This is a genomic window from Burkholderia sp. MSh2, assembly GCF_000731655.1.
GTDB lineage: Bacteria > Pseudomonadota > Gammaproteobacteria > Burkholderiales > Burkholderiaceae > Burkholderia > Burkholderia paludis.
This window is the reverse complement of sequence record NZ_JPGM01000005.1, coordinates 21,205-40,064: the sequence shown is the minus strand read 5'-3', so window position 1 is coordinate 40,064 and position 18,860 is coordinate 21,205. Positions and strand designations below refer to the sequence as shown.

Here is an 18,860-nt window from a genome sequence, read left to right as displayed (position 1 = left end):
GCACCGCCACCGGCGCCGTGCCGCGCGCGCGGGCCCCGCGCCGCGTGCGGCCGCGCGGCGCCCTGCCACTGGCCCGGAACTTGCGACGTTGAGCGGCCCGCGCCAGCGACGCCGTGCGCGACCGCACTTCGACCATGCTCATGCAGACAGGAAATCACCCATGACAGACAGGCCCGATTCGTCATCGGACAAGCAGCAGACGTTCTGGTACGCCCGCTCGCCCGTGCCGACCCCGCTCGGCATCGCCGTGCATCTCGGCTGGCTCAACGGCGAGACGTCCGCCGACGGCGTCGCGATCCGCTCGCCGCGCGGCGCCACGCGGCACGATGTGTCGTCGATCAGCGACCACACGCTGACGCAGTCGTTTCGGCAGGGCGGCAGCATCCCCGCGATGTGGGCGCGCTCGAACGGCGCGAACACGCGCGTGATCGGGCTGTCGTGGGTCGACGAATCGCAGTTGATCCTCGCGCGGCCCGAGTCGGGCATCCGTTCCGTGAAGGCGTTGCGCGGGCGCCGCCTCGCGATCCCGAGCCGCCCCGACGACCGCATCGACATCTTTCGCGCATCGGCGCTGCGCGGCTTCCTCAACGCGCTGAGCCTCGACGGGCTGGGCGCGCGCGACGTCGAACTCGTCGACGTGCGCGCCCGCACGCTGCAGTCCGTCGGGCCGGCGCGCGCGGCGGACCTGTTCGCGTCGCCGCACGGTTTTTCGAGCCGTGCGCTGTACGCGGCCGAGGCCGGCGCGCTGCTGCGCGGCGAGGTCGACGCGATCTACGTGAAAGGCTCGACCGGCCTCGAGATCGCCCAGCTGATCGGCGCGCACGTCGTGATCGACATCGGCTTTCATCCGGAGCGCGCGATCCGCAACAACAACGGCACGCCGCGCCCGCTGACGGTCAACGCGGACGTGCTCGCGAACCATCCGGACATCGTCGCCGGTTTCCTGAAGCTCGTGGTCGCCGCCGGCGAGTGGGCCGGCGCGCATCCCGACGAAACCGCGCACTACGTGGCCGGCGAAACCGCATCGTCGATCGACTGGGTCCGCGCGGCGTACGGCAACCAGCTGCACCGCCACCTCGGCGTCAACCTCGACGACGAATCGGTCGCCGCGCTCGCCGATTTCAAGACCTTCCTGCACGACCAGGGCTTTCTGGAAGCCGACTTCGACGTCGCCGACTGGATCGACCCGCGCCCGCTCGCCGACGTGCTGCGGCCGTCGCTGCAAAAGCGCGCGTGAGCCCCTTTTCCGCCCCCTGCTCCGGACCATCATGAAACACACGTTCTCCCTCGCCTCGCTGCGCCGCCCGCTGCGCGCGCTGCTCGCCGCACTGCCGCTCGCCGCGGCATCGCTCGCCACGCCCGCCGCGCATGCGCAAGACGCGCCCAAGGTCGTGCGGATCGCCGTCGTCGCGTATTCGAGCGGCGGCAAGACCCAGTACGCGGGCGCGTCCGCGCTCATCGACGCCGACAAGTCGCTCGAGAAGGCGCTCGCCGCGCGGCACGTGCAGCTGCAATGGGTGCCCGTCTCGACCGCGGCGGTCGGCACGCTCGTCAACGAGGCGTTCACGAACGGCAGCATCGACTTCGCCGGCTACGGCGACCTGCCGTCGGTCGTCGTCAACGCATCGGGCACGCGCACGCGACTGATCGTGCCGGGCGGCGTGGGCAGCAACACGTACCTGGTCGTGCCGGCCGGCTCGAGCGCGAAATCGATCGTCGATCTCAAGGGCAAGCGCATCGCGCTCAATCGCGGCCGGCCGTGGGAAGTCACCTTCAGCAAGCTGCTCGCCGAGAACGGGCTGAAGCTGTCGGATTTCAGGATCTACAACCTCGACCCGCAGGCCGGCGCCGCGGCCGTCGCGGCCGGCCGCGTCGACGGCTTCTTCACGCTGTCCGACGCGTATTCGCTCGTCGACAGGAACGTCGGCAAGATCATCTGGTCGACCAAGCGCGCGCCCGACGACTGGAAGATACGCGCGGAACTGTGGGCGTCCGACGATTTCGTGCGGCGCTACCCCGACATCACGCAGCTCGTCGCGACGGCCTACGTGCGCGCCGCGCACTGGATCTCGCAGCCGCAGAACCGCGACGCGTACGTGAAGATCCTGAGCGCGTCCGGCCAGCCGGAAAGCGTCGTGCGCCGCGAATACGCGGACGAGGCGACGCCGTGGAAGGAGCAGTGGACGCCGCTCTTCACGCCCGCGCTGACCGGCCACTACCGCGACGTCATCGCGTACAGCCGCCAGGCCGGCCTGACCTCCACGCCGGTCGACGTGAACGCACTGCTCGCGCCGGCCTTCGTGTCGACCGCGCTCAAACAGCTCGGCCTCGACGGCTACTGGCGCGCCGACGCGGCGCGCGTCGCGAGCCGCTGATGCCGCGGCACGCCTTCGCGTCGAGCGGCGCGCTTGCATGCCGCGTGCCCGCCGTCGCACGGCTCGGCGGGCACGCGCTGTGGTGGGCCACGCCCGTCGCCGTCCTCTCGCTGTGGTGGCTCGCGAGCGCGCAGCGCTGGTTCCCGCCGCAGCTCGTCGTGCCGCCCGGGCGGCTTGCGACGACGCTGCGCACGCTGATCGAGACCGGCGAACTGCGCGACAACCTGCTGATCACGCTGCACCGGCTGGCCCTCGGCTTCGCGATCGGCGCGACCGGCGGCGCCGCGTTCGGCGTCCTGCTCGCGCGCAGCCGGCTGTTCTCCGACTATCTGCGGCCGACGTTCGACCTGCTGCGGCAAGTGCCCACGCTCACGCTGATTCCGCTGCTGATCCTGCTGATCGGCATCGACGAGCCGCTGAAGCTCGTCGTCGTCGGCAAGGCCGTGTTCTTCCCGGTCGCGCTGGCCGCGTACACCGGCGTGCGCGACGCGCCGCGCGACCTCGTCGAGATGGCGCGCCACTACGGGCTCGGCCGCTTCGCGCTGCTGCGCGACGTGCTGCTGCCGGCCGCGTTGCCGCCGCTGCTGACCGGCGTGCGGATCGCGCTCGCGCGCGCGTGGCTCGCGCTGGTCGCGGTCGAATTGCTCGGCGCCGACAGCGGGATCGGCCAGATGATGGAACTGGCGCGGCAGATGCTGCGGCTCGACGTCGTGCTAATCGACGTCGCGGTGATCGGGCTGGTCGGCTTCGCGCTCGACCGGTCGATCGCGCGCGTGCAACGCTACGCCCTGCGCTGGCAGACGCCCGCGCATTGAACGCACAGGTTTCGACATGCCCCTCGCGACACCCCGCTTCCCGTTCCCCGCGCTGCGCCGCCGCGCGCGCGGCCTCGTCGTGCCGGCGCTGCTGGTCGCCGCGTGGCAGTACGCGTCGTCCGGCGACGCGGCCCATCAATACGCGTTCGTGCCGTTGCAGCAGGTGGGCGCCGCGCTGGTCGAACTCGCGCGCAGCGGCGAACTCGCCACCGATCTTGGCGCGAGCCTGCGCCGCACGACGCTCGGGCTCGCCATCGGCGTCGCGCTCGGGCTCGTGTCCGGCGCGGCGATGGCGCGCTCGACGCTCGCGCGCAAGCTCGGCGAACCGGCGTTCCAGGCGCTGCGCTACGTGCCGCTGCTCGGGCTGATCCCGTTGCTGAGCCTGTGGGCCGGCACAGGGGAATTCGCGAAGGTGTTCATCATCGCGCTCGCCGCGTTCTATCCGATGACCACCGCGAGCTTCGACGGGCTGCGCCGGGTCGATCCGCGCTACGTCGAGCTGGCGCAGTCGTATCGCCTGACGCGTGTCGGCCTGTGGCGCGACGTGCTGATTCCGGGCGCGCTGCCCGACCTGTTCGCCGGCGTGTTGCAGGCCGTGCCGTTCGCGTGGATCACCGCGACCAGCAGCGAGCTGCTGTTCAACGCGGGGGCCGGCGTCGGCAGCCTGATGCAGAACGCGCAGGCCGGCGCGCGCGCCGACGTGCTGCTGGTGTGCGTGCTGGGGGTGACGGCGCTCGCCGTCGGCATGAGCGCGCTATGCGAGCGGCTTGCCCGGCGCGCGCTGCGCTGGCGCGATCACGCCTGACGGCGCAGTCGCGCGTCGGCGTCGCCCGCGTCGCGCGGCTTCAGGATGCCGAGCTGCGCGAGGCGCGCGCGCACGATGTTGCGCGACTGGTCGAGCAGGCGCGACATGCGCAGCTGGTTGTGTTCGCTGTAGTCGAACACGCTGCGGTACACGGTGTCCTCGATGTGCTGCCAGAGCGACGGCGTGCCGAGATCCAGCAGTTCGACGACCGCATGGCGCAGCGCGTCGGTCGCTTCCGCCACGTCGCGCGCGCGGCGCGGCGGCGCGGCCGCGGCGCCGCGCGCGTCGTTCGTGTCGGGCGCGAGCGACAGCGCGGAGAACTGCAGGTCGCCCACGTCGATCGCGCCGCCGGCGCAGATCAGCACCGCATGGTGGATCACGTTCTCGAGCTCGCGGATGTTGCCCGGCCACGCATGCGCATGCAGCCGCGCCCGCGCGGCGTCCGTCAGCGCCGGCGCGGCGACCCTCAGGCGCTTCGCGTAGGTGTCGACGAAATGCTCGATCAGCGGCGCGATGTCGCCGGGCCGTTCGCGCAGCGGCAGCAGGCTCAGCTTCACGACGTTGAGCCGGTAGTAGAGGTCCTCGCGGAAATTGCCCGCGCGCACCGCGGCTTCGAGATTCACGTTGGTCGCCGCGACGAGCCGCACGTCGATCTTCACGGTCTTGCGCGAGCCGACCGGCGTGACCTCGCGCTCCTGCAGCACGCGCAGCAGCTTGACCTGCGCGGACAGCGGCAGGTCGCCGACCTCGTCGAGAAACAGCGTGCCGCGATTCGCGGATTCGAACCAGCCGGGCTGGCTGTTGATCGCGCCGGTAAACGCGCCGCGCTCGTGGCCGAACAGCTCGCTCTCGATCAGCGTCTCGGAGAATGCGCCGCAGTTGACCGCGACGAACGGGCCGTCGCCGCGCTCGCTCAACGAATGCACGAGGCGCGCGATCAGCTCCTTGCCGGTGCCGCTCTCGCCGGTGACGAGCACGGTCGCGTCGCTTGGCGCGACGAGCTGGATGCGCTCGAGCAGCACCCGCGATTTGGGATCGTCGAACGTCAGCGCCTTCGCACGGATCGTGATCGCATGCGAAGTCGGGTCCGGCAAGCTGAAGATGGCCATGGCACGACCGGCGTGTTGAACGGGGAAGGTTCGACGATAGCAAGGCGCGCGCCGGCCACGAACCAATTCATCGAGCTATCGGTATGACGGCGGCCGGATTGCGCCGGCCGCCGCGCGGCGTCATGCGAGGCCGGTCATCTTCCACTGCTGTTCGAGCGCGCCCGGCCCGAATTCGAGCGCGCCGCCGAGGGGCTCCGCCAGCGCCTGGAAATACGCGGCTTCCTCGAGGATCAGGATGTACTTCGACACGTCGAGGATCGAGCGGCCCCAGAACGTCGCGCCGCCGTTCGCCTCGATGATCGCCGGCACCTCGGGATCGCGGCGGATCGTGTCGACGATGAAGCGCGGCTCGCCGGGGCGGCGATCGACGTACACCGGAATCTCGCGCGCCCGCGTGTAGCGCGCGGCGGGCGCGTAGCGGATCGGCAGCGGGCGATGCGCGCTCGCCCACGCGCCGAGGTACGGGCCGTGTACGTGAATCACGACGCCGACTTCCGGCGCCTCGCGGAACACGTCCGCGTAGCGCGGCCCGTTGCCGCCCGCGCGCGCGTCGCCGTGCAGCACGTCGCCGTCGAACGTCACGACGACCGGCTGGATCTCCTGCGACGCGGCCCACGGGCTCGGCGCGGACAGCGCGACCACGAGCTCGGCGCCCGGCACGCGCTCGAACGCCTGAAACGTGTTGGTCGCGGACAGCGTGCGCGTGTCCTTCAGCACGCGCGCGGCCTGCGTGAATTCGCGCGTGGCGCGTTCGGCGAATGCCGCGAGTTCGGCGCTGTCGATGGCTTGGGTGACTGGCATGAGGACGGTTTCCTTGATCGGGTGGACGGAGTGGCTCGCGTCGCGACGCGGCGACGCACGGCAACCGGATCAGCAGCAATCGTGCCAGCCGCGCACGCGGGCATCGGGCGTCCGTGCGGCGGCGCATCCGCGCGACGCGGGATGCCCGGCGCGCAACCGGCGGCCTCGCCCTTGTTGCGGGAGCAACAACCGGCCGCCCCGGATTGCTGCGCGGCACGCAGCCGGCGCATGCATGCGACACGCGCCGCGCGACCCGATCGCCCGCCGCGACGCGCATCGCGCGCGCTGGTTCGAAACTTGCGTCTTGGTCGGCGCGCGCGTTGTCCCGCGCATCCGATCCGATCTCATCGACTTCCATCCGACCATGACGCTTCTCCCCCTGCGCGGCCGTGCCGCGCGCACGCTGCTGGCCGCCGCGCTCGCCGTATCGTCCCTGCCCTCGCACGCGGCCGCGCCCGGCCGCGTCCCGGCGCCCGACCCGCTGCAGGGCGACGGCCGCGTGTCCGCGTTCTATACGTGGGACCGCGACGTGCCGGCGACGCCCGGCGTACTGCTGCGTTCCGAGCCGCTGCCGGCGACGCTCGGGCTCGCGAGCGCCGGCCGGCAGTTGCGCATCCTGTATGCATCGACCGACGGGGTCGGCGGCCGCACGCCGATCGCCGTATCGGGCGCGCTGTTCGTGCCGCGCGGCACGCCGCCGGCGGGCGGCTGGCCGATCGTCGCCTGGGCGCACGGCACGTTCGGCATGGCCGACATCTGCGCGCCGTCGTGGTTCGGCCGCTCGTATCGCGACGTGCGCTACCTGAACGCGTGGCTTCAGCAAGGGTTCGCGGTCGTCGCGACCGACTACCAGGGGCTCGGCACGCCCGGCCCGAATCCGCAGCTCAACAATCGTTCGAACAGCTACACGTTGCTCGACAGCGTGCGCGCGGTGCTCGGCGGCGTGCCGGGCCTCGCGAACGAGGTCGTGCTCGTCGGCCAGTCGCAAGGCGGCTCGGCGGTGGTCGCGGCGGCCGGCTACGCGCCCGTCTATGCCCCCGAACTCGCGATCCGCGCGACCGTCGCCACCGGGACGATCTACAACGCGTCGCCCGCCACGCTCGCGTCGCTGCCGAAGTTCGAGACGGCCTACCGGCGCGATCCCGACCGCGTCGATCCGACGCTCGCGTACCAGTTCTACTCGGTGCTGTCCGCGCAGCAGATCGACCCTGCGTTGCGCGCGGACGAGGTGCTGACCGACCGGGCGCTGCCGCTGCTCGAACAGGCGCGCATCAGTTGCCTCGCGTCGCTCGAGGACGACGCGGCGCTCGCACACCTCACGCACGCGAACACCGTGAAGCCCGGCGGCGACGCGCGGCTGAAGGCGTGGTGGGACGCGTACCTGACCTACCCGACACTGAAGCTCGCCACGCCCGTCTTCATCGGCGCGGGCGCGGACGACGGGCTCGCGCCGCTCGAACTCGCGCTCGCGAAGGACGCGTGCGCGGCGGGCACGACGGTCGAGGCGCACCTGTATGCGGGCCGCGAGCACAACGGCACCGTGAACGCGTCGCTCGCCGATTCGATTCCGTTCGTGAAGCGCGTGCTCGCCGGCGAGACGATCCGGCCGGTCTGCACGCCGGCCCCGCAGCAGGCGACGGCGCAATAGCGGGCGCCCGGCGCTTTGCACGACGGCGCGAATGCATTTCCGAATCCGTTATTGGATCGCGGCGCCGCGCATTTTTATACTCGTCAGCACTCTCTGTTAAAGAGTGCCAGCCCATTTCGACAGAACCGCACAGGACCAACCTATGAGCCTACGCCCCTTGCACGACCGCGTGATCGTGAAGCGACTCGACCAGGAAACCACCACCGCGTCGGGCATCGTGATCCCCGACAGCGCGGCAGAAAAGCCCGACCAGGGCGAAGTGATCGCCGTCGGCCCCGGCCGCAAGGATGCGGACGGCCAGCGCATCGTGCCCGACCTGCAGGTCGGCGAACGCGTGCTGTTCGGCAAGTACGCGGGCCAGGCCGTCAAGCTGGACGGCAACGAGTTTCTGGTACTGCGCGAGGAAGACATCGTCGCGGTCGTCAACCAATAACGGAGTGCAATCATGGCAGCGAAGGAAATCATTTTCAGCGACGTCGCACGCGCCAGGCTGACCGAAGGCGTGAACATTCTCGCGAACGCGGTGAAGGTCACGCTCGGGCCGAAGGGCCGCAACGTCGTGCTCGAACGCAGCTTCGGCGCGCCCGTCGTCACGAAGGACGGCGTGTCGGTCGCGAAGGAAATCGAACTCGCGGACAAGCTGCAGAACATCGGCGCGCAGCTCGTGAAGGAAGTCGCGTCGCGCACCAGCGACGCGGCCGGCGACGGCACCACGACGGCCACCGTGCTCGCGCAGGCGATCGTCCGCGAAGGCCAGAAATACGTCGCGGCCGGGCTCAACCCGCTCGACCTGAAGCGCGGCATCGACAAGGCCGTCGCATCGGCCGTCGAGGAACTGAAGAAGATCAGCCGGCCGACCACCACCAGCAAGGAAATCGCGCAGGTCGCGACGATCTCCGCGAACGGCGAGGAATCGATCGGCCAGCGCATCGCCGAGGCGATCGACCGCGTCGGCAAGGAAGGCGTGATCACCGTCGAGGACGGCAAGTCGCTCGCGGACGAACTCGACGTCGTCGAGGGGCTGCAGTTCGATCGCGGCTACCTGTCGCCGTACTTCATCAACAATCCCGACAAGCAGATCGCCGAGATCGAGAATCCGTACATCCTGCTGCACGACAAGAAGATCTCGAACATCCGCGACCTGCTGCCGGTGCTCGAACAGGTCGCGAAGTCGGGCCGGCCGCTGCTGATCATCGCGGAAGACGTCGAGGGCGAAGCGCTCGCGACGCTGGTCGTGAACAACATCCGCGGCATCCTGAAGACGGTCGCGGTCAAGGCGCCGGGCTTCGGCGACCGCCGCAAGGCGCTGCTCGAGGACATCGCGATCCTCACCGGCGGGCAGGTGATCGCCGAGGAAACGGGCCTGACGCTCGAGAAGGCGACGCTCGCCGAGCTGGGCCAGGCCAAGCGCATCGAGGTCGGCAAGGAAAACACGACGGTGATCGACGGCGCCGGCGATGCGAAGAACATCGAGGCGCGCGTGAAGCAGATCCGCGTGCAGATCGACGAGGCGACGTCGGACTACGACCGTGAAAAACTGCAGGAACGCGTCGCGAAGCTCGCGGGCGGCGTGGCGGTGATCAAGGTCGGCGGCGCAACGGAAATCGAGGTGAAGGAGAAGAAGGATCGCGTCGACGATGCGCTGCACGCCACGCGCGCGGCCGTCGAGGAAGGCATCGTGCCGGGCGGCGGCGTCGCGCTGATCCGCGTGCGCCAGGCGATCCGCGACCTGCAGGGCGTGAACGCCGACCAGAACGCGGGCATCAAGATCGTGCTGCGCGCGCTCGAGGAACCGCTGCGCCAGATCGTCGCGAACGCGGGCGAGGAAGCGAGCGTGGTCGTCGCGAAGGTGGCGGAAGGCAGCGGCAACTTCGGCTACAACGCGCAGACGGGCGAGTACGGCGACCTCGTCGAATCGGGCGTGCTCGATCCGACCAAGGTCACGCGCACCGCGCTGCAGAACGCGGCATCGGTCGCGGGGCTGCTGCTGACGACCGACGCGACTGTGTTCGAAGCGCCGAAGGACGCGGCGCCGGCTGCCGCGCCGGGCGGCCCGGGCGCGGGCGGGCCGGGCTTCGACTTCTGACGCACCGCGGCCGCGCGGGTTCGCCCGCGCGGCCGCACACGCACGCACGACGCGTGACGACTCCGGTCGTCACGCGTTTTTTTTCGCCGCCGCAAAGTCCGCAATCGCAAACCAAAAAGCGCAACATCGTTCAATCCCCGCTCCGGCCGATCCGTTACTTTTCGATCGCGGCCACGCAGTGCCGGTCACCCACGGCGCCGTGCGAAGGATGTGCCTCCTTCATTGCCGCCGACGCGTTCCGATTGCCGTCGTCGACATCGCACGCAACCCAACTCGCTGGAGGAATCCGTATGTCCCAACGATCGTCATCGGCGCTCGTCGTCAGCGCCTTCGCCGCCGCGCTCGGCGCGCTCGCCGCAGTGCCGGCCGGCGCGCAGCAGTTCACCGACGCGCAGAAGAAGATTCAGGCGGAGCACACCGTGCTCGTCAAGTCCGGCAAGGTCGAGCCCTGCTTCGGTACCGCCCTGAAAGGGCAGAACGACTGCTATGCCGGCGCGGGCACCACCTGCGCGGGCACCAGCACCACCGACTATCAGGGCAACGCGTTCAAGCTCGTGCCGAAGGGCACCTGCACGGCCATGTCCACGCCGAACGGCCCCGGCAGCCTGTCGCCGAAGGCCTGATCCGCACCGTGCGGCCGGGGCTCCGCGCCCCGGCCGTGCCGCGCCCGCCGACCTGTTCCGGAGCCCTGCCGTGATCGTGTCCGAACCCTCCGCCTCCCGCGCCGCGAGCGCGCTGCACGGCCGCGCCGGCGTCAGCCTGAAAGCCGGGCATTACCGGACGATCGTCGACATGCGGCCGGACGTCGGCTTCTTCGAAGTGCACGCCGAAAACTACATGGGCGACGGCGGCCCGCCGCACCGCTACCTGGGCGCGGTGCGCGAACGCTACCCGCTGACGCTGCACGGCGTCGGCCTGTCGATCGGCGGCGCGCGCGCGCTCGACACCGCGCACCTGCGGCGCCTGAAGGCGCTGATCGCGCGCTACGCGCCGGCGCTGTTCTCCGAGCATCTCGCATGGTCGAGCCACGACGCCGGCTTCCTCAACGACCTGCTGCCGCTGCCCTACACGACGCCGACGCTGCGCCGCGTCGTCGCGCACATCGACGAGGTGCAGGACACGCTCGGCCTGCAGATGCTGCTGGAAAACCCGTCGACCTATCTCGCGTTCGCCGAAAGCAGCTACGCGGAGCCGGACTTCATCGCGGAGATCGTGCGGCGCACCGGCTGCGCGCTGCTGCTCGACGTCAACAACGTGTTCGTGTCGTCGATCAACCAGCGATGGGACCCGGTCGCGTATCTCGACGCGTATCCGCTCGCGCAGGTCAGGCAGATCCATCTCGCCGGCCATGCGCGCGAGGCCGACGCGCGCGGCCGCCCGCTGCTGATCGACACGCACGATCGCGCGGTCGACGAATCCGTGTGGGCGCTCTACGCTGATGCGATCGACCGGATCGGCCCGGTGCCGACGCTGATCGAATGGGATGCGCAGGTGCCCGACTGGGCGACGCTGCACGCGCAGGCGGCGCGCGCGGAGCGGGTCATGCGGCAGCGCGGGCGCGCGCATGCGGCAACGCCCGCCGCATCCGCCACGCCAGCCGCGCCTGCCTCCCCTGCTGCCCCGTCGCGCCCGTCGCCTGGGCGCGCCCCCCTCTAACCTGCGGAGATCCGCGATGCCGTCACGCAAAGTCCTCGTGTACTACGCCTGGAGCCGTCCCGGCGAAACCGGCGCGCCGCTCGGCGTCATCGAGAACCGGTTCCCGACGCTGTTCGAAAGCCGCCGGATGAGCTATCCGCGCTTCGCGGAGCTGGCCGATCCCGAGCAGTTCGACCAGAGCGTCGCGGGGTTTCTCGATCACATCATGAAGCACAACTTCACCGCGTTCGTCGAGCTGGCCGGCGCGCTGACCGGCGCGCCGGTCGTGCAGGTCGAGCGCGTCGCGGACGACGGCCGCCTCGCCGCGCTCGACGCCGACCTGCTGCGGGACGTCGACACGCTGATCGTCATCAGCTTCGATTCGCTGCGCACCGCGCAGATCGCCAGCCTCGCCGAGGTGGACGCGCTGCGCTGCTTCCTGTCGCGACCCGACCACGTCGCGTTCGTGTGCCCGCATCACGACATCGGCGACGTGTCGGGCCTGCCGCCCGAGCGCTGGCTCGACCACCAGCTCGCGGATTTCCTGCACCACGGCGACCGGACGATCCCGCCGCAGCAGCGCTTCGGCGGCTTCGCGCGCGCGCTGCTGGCCGGTCTCGGCGTACCGGTGCTGAACCGCTTCGGGCTGCGACCGGCGGCCGGGCCGGACGGCGCGCCCGCGCCGATCGACGCCGACCTCGCGCTCGACCGGCTGCGCCTGCTCGACGGCGTCGCGACGTTCAACCTGCATGCGCACCTGCCGCATCTCGAACGGCACGGCGACGCACTCGGCAAGCTCGACGTGCTGGCGCGCCAGACGATCGACCCGGCCGCGCCGCCGCATCCGTTCGCGCTCGCGCACGACACGTTCGACGCGCTGCTGCAATCGCGCGCGGACGCGTTCGCGGGCACGCTGCTGGTCGGCGACACGACGCTGTGGAGTTCGACCGCGGGCGGCGTCGACAGCCTGCGGCGGCTCTGGACCAACGTGCTGCAGCGGCCGCAACGGGCATAACGTGCCGACGCCCGCCATGCGAGCCCCCACTTCCTTGCCCGCACACGGCGCGCGTCCGGCGCCGGACTTCGGCGGGCGCCAGTCGGCCTTCGCCGCGGCGCTGCTCGACGCCGATCGCGCGGTCCCGCCCGGGCTGGTCGGGCCGGACGGCCTGCCCGACCTCCGCCGCTTCGCCGTGTACCGCAACAACGTGATCGCCGGCCTCGCCGACGCGCTGAAGGCCGCCTTTCCCGCGACCTGCCGGATCGTCGGCGACGCGTTCTTCGCGGCGATGGCGCGCGCGTATGCGGCGCGTCACCCGCCGCGCTCGCCGGTCATGCTCCACTACGGCGACGGCTTCGGCGCGTTCGTCGACTCGTTCGAGCCCGCCGCGTCGCTGCCGTACCTGGGCGACGTCGCGCGGCTGGAGCACGCGTGGGCCGTCGCGTATCACGCGGCCGACGCGGCGCCGCTCGCGGCCGCCGCGTTCGCCGGCATCGCGCCCGAGCGGCTGCCGTCGCTCGTCCTGGGCCTGCATCCGTCCGTGCGGATCGTCCGCTCGCGCTTTCCGGTCGTCCGCATCTGGCGGATGAACATCGACAGCGGCGAGCCGGCGCCCGTCGATCTCGACGCGGGCGGCGAGGACGCGCTCGTCGTGCGGCCGGCCGCCGACGTCGAGGTGCGCAGGCTGCCGCCCGGCGCGGCGGCGTTCATCGCCGCGCTCGCGGCCGGCGCGCGCATCGTCGGCGCGCTCGACGCCGCGCTGGCCGACGCGCCCGGCTTCGATCCGGCCGGCGCGCTGGCCATGCTGTTCGACGCGGGCGCCGTCGTCGGCGGGCCGCCGGCCGACGCCCCCGTTCCCCCCTGCACCGTGAGGCATCCATGAGCGCGATCGTTCCCCCGCACGCCGGCCAGCTCGAACGCGTGCTGCGCCGCTGCATCGGCGGCCTCGCAGCGGCCGCCGGCCTCGTCGCGCCGCCGCTGCTGCGCGTCGCGCTGGCGCTGCCGTTCTTCCGCTCGGGGCTGACCCGCTGGGACGGCTTCCTGTCGATTTCCGGCGGCACGCTCTACCTGTTCGAGAACCAGTTCAAGCTGCACGTGTTCGGCGCGGCGATCGGCCTGCCCGCGCCCGATGCGCTCGCGTTCGTGGTCGCCGTCGCGGAAATCGTGCTGCCGGCGCTGCTCGTCGCGGGGCTCGCCACCCGCTTCGCGGCGCTCGGGCTGCTGGCGATGACCGGCGTGATCCAGCTCGTGTTTCCCGACGGCTGGGCGAACTTCCACCTGTACTGGGCGTCGCTCGCCGTCGCGATCCTCGCGCTCGGCCCGGGGCCGCTGTCGCTCGACCGCCTGGTCGACCGGCGCACCGCGCGCTAGCGGGTGCCGGCGCCCCCACACGCCCTGCCGCAAGCGCGCCCCGCCGGCCATCGGCCGCCCGCCGCGCGGCCGAATCGGGGCATGATCCGCTTTCGCCCCCCGGCATCGCCCGCACGTCGGTGCTACCATCGATGCGCGCAGCCGGCCCGCCGGCTGCAACGCATCCGACGCACATCGTGAATGGGGGCAACGATGGCCGACACGCATTACCCGCACCCGGAGCAGGCGCCCCGGGTGTCGATCGACGAGATCGTCAACGTACTGTCGCACCGCCCGTTCGCGACCACGCGCGAGCGCGGCTGGGCCGGCGTCACGGTCGACATGTACGACCCGCTGCCCGACGTCTCCGAGCGCTATCCGCCGCTCGACCACCACGTGATCTGCTACTGCCCGTACGGCAGCGCGCGGCTCGTCCAGGGGCGCGACGGCGTCGTGCACGAAAGCCTCATTTCCGCCGGCGTGTCGATGCTGATGCCGGCCGGCTACGACTCGCTGTGGGAAGGCCACGCGTCGGCCACCGCGCGCTTGCGCATCCCCACCGCGCTGATCGCCGCGGCGGGCGAACAGCTCGGGCGGCGCGGCACGGCTTCCATCGAGCTGCTCAACGTGTTCTCGACGCGCGATGTGGTGATCGAGCACATCGCGCAGGTGCTCGTCGCGGAACTCGGCCGCGCGCCGCATCCCGCGCAGGCGCTGATCGCCGATCAGCTGTCGGCCGCGCTCGCCGCGCACCTGCTGCGCAGCTACAACGCGTTCGAGCCGGTCGTGCCGGCCGACGCGCCGCCGCTCGGCAAGAAGGACATCGCGCGGCTCACGGAGTACATCGAGGACAACCTCGACCGCCCGATCGGGCTCGACGAACTCGCGGGCATCGCCAACGTGAGCCGCTTCCACTTCACGCGGCTGTTCAAGCGCAGCACCGGCATGACGGCCGGCAGCTTCGTCGAGCGCTGCCGGATTCGCCGCGCGCAATCGCTGATCGTCGAGACCGACCTGCCGCTCGCGGACGTCGCGCTGATGACGGGCTTCGCCGACCAGAGCCACTTCACGCGGCGCTTTCACCGTCACGTCGGCTGCACGCCGGCCGCGTTCGCGCGGGACTACGGCCGGCGGCGCGCGGCGCGCAAGGCCGGCGGCGGCATCCGGTGCGCGACGTAAAGGTTTGCCCCGCGTGAACGCCGCCTGGCGTGCGCGGCGCGGGACGCCCGGCGACGGCGCGCGCCCGGCCGCCGGCCGGCTCCGCCGCACCTCGCTCCGGTAAGATGAACGCTCGCCCACCGCCCCGCCCGCCCATGTCGACCACCCTGAACACCCTGCTGCCGCTCGCCGGCGTCCTGTTGCTGAGCGTCGCGAGCCCCGGCCCGAACTTCGTGATCGTCACGTCGACCGCCGTCGTGTCGCGCCGCGCGGGCGTGATGACGGGGCTTGGCCTCGCGGCCGCGTCCGGCACCTGGGCGGCGATCGCGATCGCCGGGCTGGGCCTGCTCGTGACCCACGTCGCGTGGGTCCACACCGCGCTGCGGCTCGCGGGCGCCGCGTACCTGATCTGGCTCGGCCTGAAGATGATCGCGACCGCACGCCAGCCGCTGCCCGCCGCCGCGCCCGCCGCGGCGTCCGACTGGCGCGCCGCGAAAAAGGGCTACGTCGTGAGCATGACGAACCCGAAATCCGTCGCCTTCTACGGCAGCATCTTCGCGCTGATGGTGCCGGCCGATGCGCCGGCATGGCTCGATCTCGCGGTCGTCGCGCTGTCGGTCGCGATCTCGGCCGCCTGGTATTGCACGATGGCGCTGCTCGCGTCGCATCCGTCGGTGCGCCGGTTGCTGGTGCGGCGCAAGGCCGTGCTCGACACGGCGGCCGGCCTGCTGCTGACGGGCATCGGCGGGCGGATGCTGGCCGGCCGCTGATACGCGCGCCCGGTGCTTCGCTCATGCGGGGCGCCGCTTCCTCGAACCGTCTCCGCTCGCCTGCCATGCCGACCGCGCAAACCATCCTGGACGATTACGAACGCCTCCGCTGGAGCGGCAACGATCCGATGTCGCAGATGCTCGCGCTGCGACGCGACGAGCCGGGCGCACTCGCCGGCCTCGTGATCGCGTCGCTCGATCGCGTGTTGCCGCATGCGACGTTTCTCGATGCCGCGCTCGATCTGGCCGACGACGCCGCCTTTGCGCAGGTGGCCGCCGAAGCGTGGCGGCGCGTGCGCGACGGCGCATGGAACGAGCGGCTCGCGAACGTGCTGTCGAGCGTCGCGCTGCACGCTCCGCAGGTGTTTTCCGGGGCTTGGGACACGCTGCTCGACACGGTCCGCACCCGGCGCTCGCCGGGCCTGTCGCTCGCGGAAAACGCATGGCGGGCGCTCGACCCGGCGACCGTCGACGCGTGGCGCGACCGGCTGGCGGCCGCGTCGCCCCTTGACGATGCGGCGCGCGACCGGGCGCTCGCGCTGCTCCATTCGCGCCGCCCCGAGGCCGTGCTCGACGCGGCGACCCGGCTGTTCGCGGACGATCCGGCACGGCGCGCGAACGGGCTCATGGCCGCGGGCTACACGTACGAAGACGGCGCATTGCGCGCACTGCACGGCGATTCGCCGCTGCACATCGATTTCGGAAGAACGCTGCGCGCGCCGGCGCTCCGCGACATGCCGAAGTGGAAGCGCGAGCTTCACGCGCATCATGCGACCTGGCAGGCCGGTGACGCGCACCGGTCGGGCGCGCGCTTCGGCGGCGTGTCGACGCATCGATGCGGCCTGTGCCATGAACCGCTGCACCGGCTGCTGACGCTGCCGCGCCCGGCCGACGCCGGCATCGACAGCACGACGCCCGTGTCGTTCGCCACCTGCCTGTCGTGTCTCGGCTGGGAGAGCGACGGCCCGCTGTTCTACCGGCACGACGAAGCCGGACACGCGTGCGCCCACCCGTCCGGGCAACGCGACACCGCGCTCCGGCCCGGCTACCCGGCCGCCGCATTCGTGGAATCGGACGTCGGCCTCTTTGCCGCCGCGTCGCGCTGGGCCTGGCAGGACTGGGGCGACTCGAACGATCGCCAGAACCTGAGCCGCGTGGGCGGCCCGCCGTCGTGGGTGCAGTCCGCGTGGTATCCCGATTGCCCGGATTGCGGCCGCGGGATGCGCTTCGTGATGCAGATCGATTCGAATCTTCCGCAGGTCGACGGCGGCGAATGGCTGTGGGGCAGCGGCGGCGCGAACTACACGTTCTGGTGCGCGCCGTGCCGCACCAGTGCGCATCTGTGGCAATGCACGTGACGCACGCCGCGCACGACCCGACGATCTTTCAACGCGGCCCGCACGCGCCTCCTGCATCGCCTGCCGCCGCGCGGGCATCGCCGGCCGGCCGGCTACCGGACGCGGGCAGCCGCGCGATCGAACGATAGACGGCCGGGCGGATCCCGCACGCCTGCTGCCACGCGTGAATCATGTGCGCCGCGTCGTAGAAGCCCGCATGCATCGCGGTATCGGTCAGCGACTCGTCGCGGTTGCGCATCCGGTATCCGGCCAGCGAAATCCGCACCGCCTGCTTCAGCGCGGCGAACCGCACGCCGTCGCGGCCGAGTTGCCGCTGCAGCGTGCGCAGCGACACGCCGGCCGCCGCCGCGCACGCGTCGACGCTCGCGCCCGGATCGTCGTGCAGCCGCTCGAGCACGTCGCGGGTGGCGCCCCCGCCGGCCCCGAGATCGGCGCACAGCGCGAGGATCGCGCGCGCGTCGTCGACGCCCGCCGCCGGACGCCGGCTCGACAGCAGGTCGAGCAGCTGATGCATCCGTTCGGCCCGGCAGGCCGCCTCGCGACCGCCCGCACCGGCAACCCGGCGCACCGCGCCGTCGCCGGCGCCGAAGCGTTCGAGCGCGGTCCGCACCCCGAACGCCGACGCCTGGTCCAGCGCGTTCCAGCGCGCCTCGAAATCCGCCGCGCACAACGACGGCGGAAACAGTGCGGCTACCGGATTGGCGTCGACCGAGATCGCCACGCCCAGTTGCCGCCTGAATGCCGCGGCCGACAGCACGCCGTCCGCGCGTTGCGCGGCGCCCGCGTAATGCGCGTGCGTGACGAGCCCGGACACCGTCCGCGCGACCGCGTGCGCGAACAGCGCCGTCCCGCCGCCGGCGCGCAGCGTCAGGCCGTCGCAAAGCAGGTGATAGCTCACCGCGTTCCGTTGCCGCTCTCGTTTCATCTGCATGAGTATCCGTGCCGAACCGGCGTGTCACCTATTTACAATCCGCCGCGCGCGCGACGCGCGACCATCGCCGCATCCCATTCACACAGGACCCGACGATGCCTACCGACAACCTGCCCCGCCATTTTATCGGCGATACGCGAATCGACGCCACGCTTCACCGCCTCTATGCCGCGACGTTGCGCGCGGACCCGCCGGCCCGGCAAGCCGCCCTCGCGCGCGGCCTCGACGAGGGCGCCCCCGGGTTCTACGACGCGATGAAAGACGCCTACCTGCCCGTCACGCCCGATTTCGGCATGCTGCTCCATCTGCTCGTGCGAACCACGCGGGCCCGCATGGCGGTCGAGTTCGGCACGTCGTTCGGCATCTCCACGATCTGGATCGCCGCCGCGCTGCGCGCGAACGGCGGCGGCCGGCTCGTCACGACTGAAATGAACGCGGAAAAAGCCGACGGCGCGCACCGCAACCTGTGCGAAGCGGGGCTCGACGATCTCGTGGAAATCCGCACCGGGCTCGCCGAGCACACGCTGCGCCGGCCGCTCGGCGGGCCGCTCGGGTTCGTGCTGCTCGACGGCGAGAAATCCGCGTACCTGCCGGTGCTGCAACTGCTGGAGCCGGATCTCGCCACGGGCGCGCCGGTCGTTGCCGACAACACCGGCATGGCCGGCGCCCGCGCGTTCCTCGACCACGTGCGCGAACCGCGCAACGGCTACCGGTCGGCAGACCTGCTGACGCAGGCGCTCGGCGCGCTGCATCCGTGCACGCTGTTGCTGCGCGGCTGACGTCCGCGCGCGCGGGCGGCCGGGCACGCGCCGCCCGCCGCCCGCGACTTTACGACCTTTTTACTTGCGCCCGCGCGTGCGTTCACTAGAATAGGTTCGCCATCCACCAACGAGCACGCACCATGCGCATCCGAAGTCCTCGCCCTCCGAGTTGCTTTTCTGCCTGACAGGCAGGACGCCTGCGCTTCCTTCTTCCATAGCCACCGTCCTGCCGACAGGCGGACGGTGCGCGCCGTAGTCCTT

General features: G+C 71.6%; 19 protein-coding genes. 16 read left to right on the top strand and 3 right to left on the bottom strand.

Annotated elements, in window-relative coordinates:
* Window positions 1-160 precede the first annotated feature (160 nt).
* The 4 genes from GQ57_RS03775 to GQ57_RS03760 are packed head-to-tail and all read left to right on the top strand — an operon-like array spanning window position 161 to window position 3,995.
* Window positions 161-1,237, top strand: a complete 1,077-nt coding sequence (locus GQ57_RS03775) for an ABC transporter substrate-binding protein (protein ID WP_034197111.1) — start codon at window positions 161-163, stop codon at window positions 1,235-1,237.
* A 31-nt stretch (window positions 1,238-1,268) separates the two neighbouring features.
* Complete coding sequence (locus tag GQ57_RS03770; RefSeq protein WP_052001045.1) at window positions 1,269-2,375, top strand: PhnD/SsuA/transferrin family substrate-binding protein; 1,107 nt, start codon at window positions 1,269-1,271, stop codon at window positions 2,373-2,375.
* Window positions 2,375-3,190: an ABC transporter permease gene (locus GQ57_RS03765; protein ID WP_034197110.1), complete on the top strand. Its 816-nt coding sequence runs from the start codon at window positions 2,375-2,377 to the stop codon at window positions 3,188-3,190. The genes GQ57_RS03770 and GQ57_RS03765 overlap by 1 nt, the downstream gene beginning before the upstream one ends.
* Before the next feature lie 16 nt (window positions 3,191-3,206).
* Window positions 3,207-3,995, top strand: coding sequence for an ABC transporter permease (locus tag GQ57_RS03760; protein WP_031398322.1), 789 nt, complete (start codon window positions 3,207-3,209; stop codon window positions 3,993-3,995).
* Here GQ57_RS03760 and GQ57_RS03755 read toward each other — a convergent pair.
* On the bottom strand, window positions 3,986-5,104 hold the full coding sequence (locus GQ57_RS03755; protein WP_034197109.1) for a sigma-54 interaction domain-containing protein: 1,119 nt from the start codon (window positions 5,102-5,104) through the stop codon (window positions 3,986-3,988). The two genes, GQ57_RS03760 and GQ57_RS03755, sit on opposite strands and share 10 nt — an antisense overlap.
* Before the next feature lie 120 nt (window positions 5,105-5,224).
* Entirely contained in the window at window positions 5,225-5,905 is a 681-nt protein-coding gene (locus GQ57_RS03750) for a class II aldolase/adducin family protein (protein WP_034197108.1), read from the bottom strand.
* Between the two features lie 364 nt (window positions 5,906-6,269).
* Here GQ57_RS03750 and GQ57_RS03745 point away from each other — a divergent pair, with 364 nt between their 5' ends.
* The 11 genes from GQ57_RS03745 to GQ57_RS03695 all read left to right on the top strand — a co-directional run bounded on the left by GQ57_RS03745 (window position 6,270) and on the right by GQ57_RS03695 (window position 16,907).
* Window positions 6,270-7,553: a lipase family protein gene (locus GQ57_RS03745; RefSeq protein WP_034197203.1), complete on the top strand. Its 1,284-nt coding sequence runs from the start codon at window positions 6,270-6,272 to the stop codon at window positions 7,551-7,553.
* A 142-nt stretch (window positions 7,554-7,695) separates the two neighbouring features.
* Window positions 7,696-7,986 carry a co-chaperone GroES gene (locus GQ57_RS03740; protein ID WP_031398326.1) on the top strand — a complete coding sequence of 97 codons (291 nt, stop codon included), beginning with the start codon at window positions 7,696-7,698 and terminating at the stop codon, window positions 7,984-7,986.
* A gap of 12 nt (window positions 7,987-7,998) precedes the next feature.
* Window positions 7,999-9,639 carry a chaperonin GroEL gene (gene groL / locus GQ57_RS03735; RefSeq protein WP_031398327.1) on the top strand — a complete coding sequence of 547 codons (1,641 nt, stop codon included), beginning with the start codon at window positions 7,999-8,001 and terminating at the stop codon, window positions 9,637-9,639.
* A 290-nt stretch (window positions 9,640-9,929) separates the two neighbouring features.
* Entirely contained in the window at window positions 9,930-10,262 is a 333-nt protein-coding gene (locus tag GQ57_RS03730; protein WP_031398328.1) for a BufA1 family periplasmic bufferin-type metallophore, read from the top strand.
* Between the two features lie 76 nt (window positions 10,263-10,338).
* Window positions 10,339-11,295 carry an MNIO family bufferin maturase gene (bufB, locus tag GQ57_RS03725; protein ID WP_081896584.1) on the top strand — a complete coding sequence of 319 codons (957 nt, stop codon included), beginning with the start codon at window positions 10,339-10,341 and terminating at the stop codon, window positions 11,293-11,295.
* Window positions 11,296-11,311: 16 nt separating this feature from the next.
* Window positions 11,312-12,289 carry a hypothetical protein gene (locus GQ57_RS03720; protein ID WP_034197107.1) on the top strand — a complete coding sequence of 326 codons (978 nt, stop codon included), beginning with the start codon at window positions 11,312-11,314 and terminating at the stop codon, window positions 12,287-12,289.
* A gap of 16 nt (window positions 12,290-12,305) precedes the next feature.
* Window positions 12,306-13,154, top strand: coding sequence for an HvfC/BufC N-terminal domain-containing protein (locus tag GQ57_RS03715; protein WP_052001043.1), 849 nt, complete (start codon window positions 12,306-12,308; stop codon window positions 13,152-13,154).
* Window positions 13,151-13,642: a DoxX family protein gene (locus GQ57_RS03710; protein WP_034197106.1), complete on the top strand. Its 492-nt coding sequence runs from the start codon at window positions 13,151-13,153 to the stop codon at window positions 13,640-13,642. The genes GQ57_RS03715 and GQ57_RS03710 overlap by 4 nt, the downstream gene beginning before the upstream one ends.
* A 192-nt stretch (window positions 13,643-13,834) precedes the next feature.
* On the top strand, window positions 13,835-14,800 hold the full coding sequence (locus GQ57_RS03705) for an AraC family transcriptional regulator (protein ID WP_031398333.1): 966 nt from the start codon (window positions 13,835-13,837) through the stop codon (window positions 14,798-14,800).
* Between the two features lie 134 nt (window positions 14,801-14,934).
* A complete protein-coding gene (locus GQ57_RS03700) occupies window positions 14,935-15,549 on the top strand; it encodes a LysE family translocator (RefSeq protein ID WP_031398334.1) in 615 nt (204 codons plus the stop codon).
* A gap of 65 nt (window positions 15,550-15,614) precedes the next feature.
* The gene (locus tag GQ57_RS03695) at window positions 15,615-16,907 is read left to right on the top strand and encodes a hypothetical protein (protein WP_034197105.1); all 1,293 of its coding nucleotides are present in this window, start codon (window positions 15,615-15,617) and stop codon (window positions 16,905-16,907) included.
* Window positions 16,908-16,935: 28 nt separating this feature from the next.
* On the opposite strand, the gene GQ57_RS03690 is transcribed toward GQ57_RS03695, so the two are convergent.
* Window positions 16,936-17,838: a helix-turn-helix domain-containing protein gene (locus tag GQ57_RS03690; protein WP_031398336.1), complete on the bottom strand. Its 903-nt coding sequence runs from the start codon at window positions 17,836-17,838 to the stop codon at window positions 16,936-16,938.
* A gap of 95 nt (window positions 17,839-17,933) precedes the next feature.
* Between GQ57_RS03690 and GQ57_RS03685 the strand changes: the two genes are divergently transcribed.
* On the top strand, window positions 17,934-18,617 hold the full coding sequence (locus GQ57_RS03685; protein WP_052001041.1) for an O-methyltransferase: 684 nt from the start codon (window positions 17,934-17,936) through the stop codon (window positions 18,615-18,617).
* Window positions 18,618-18,860: the final 243 nt, after the last annotated feature.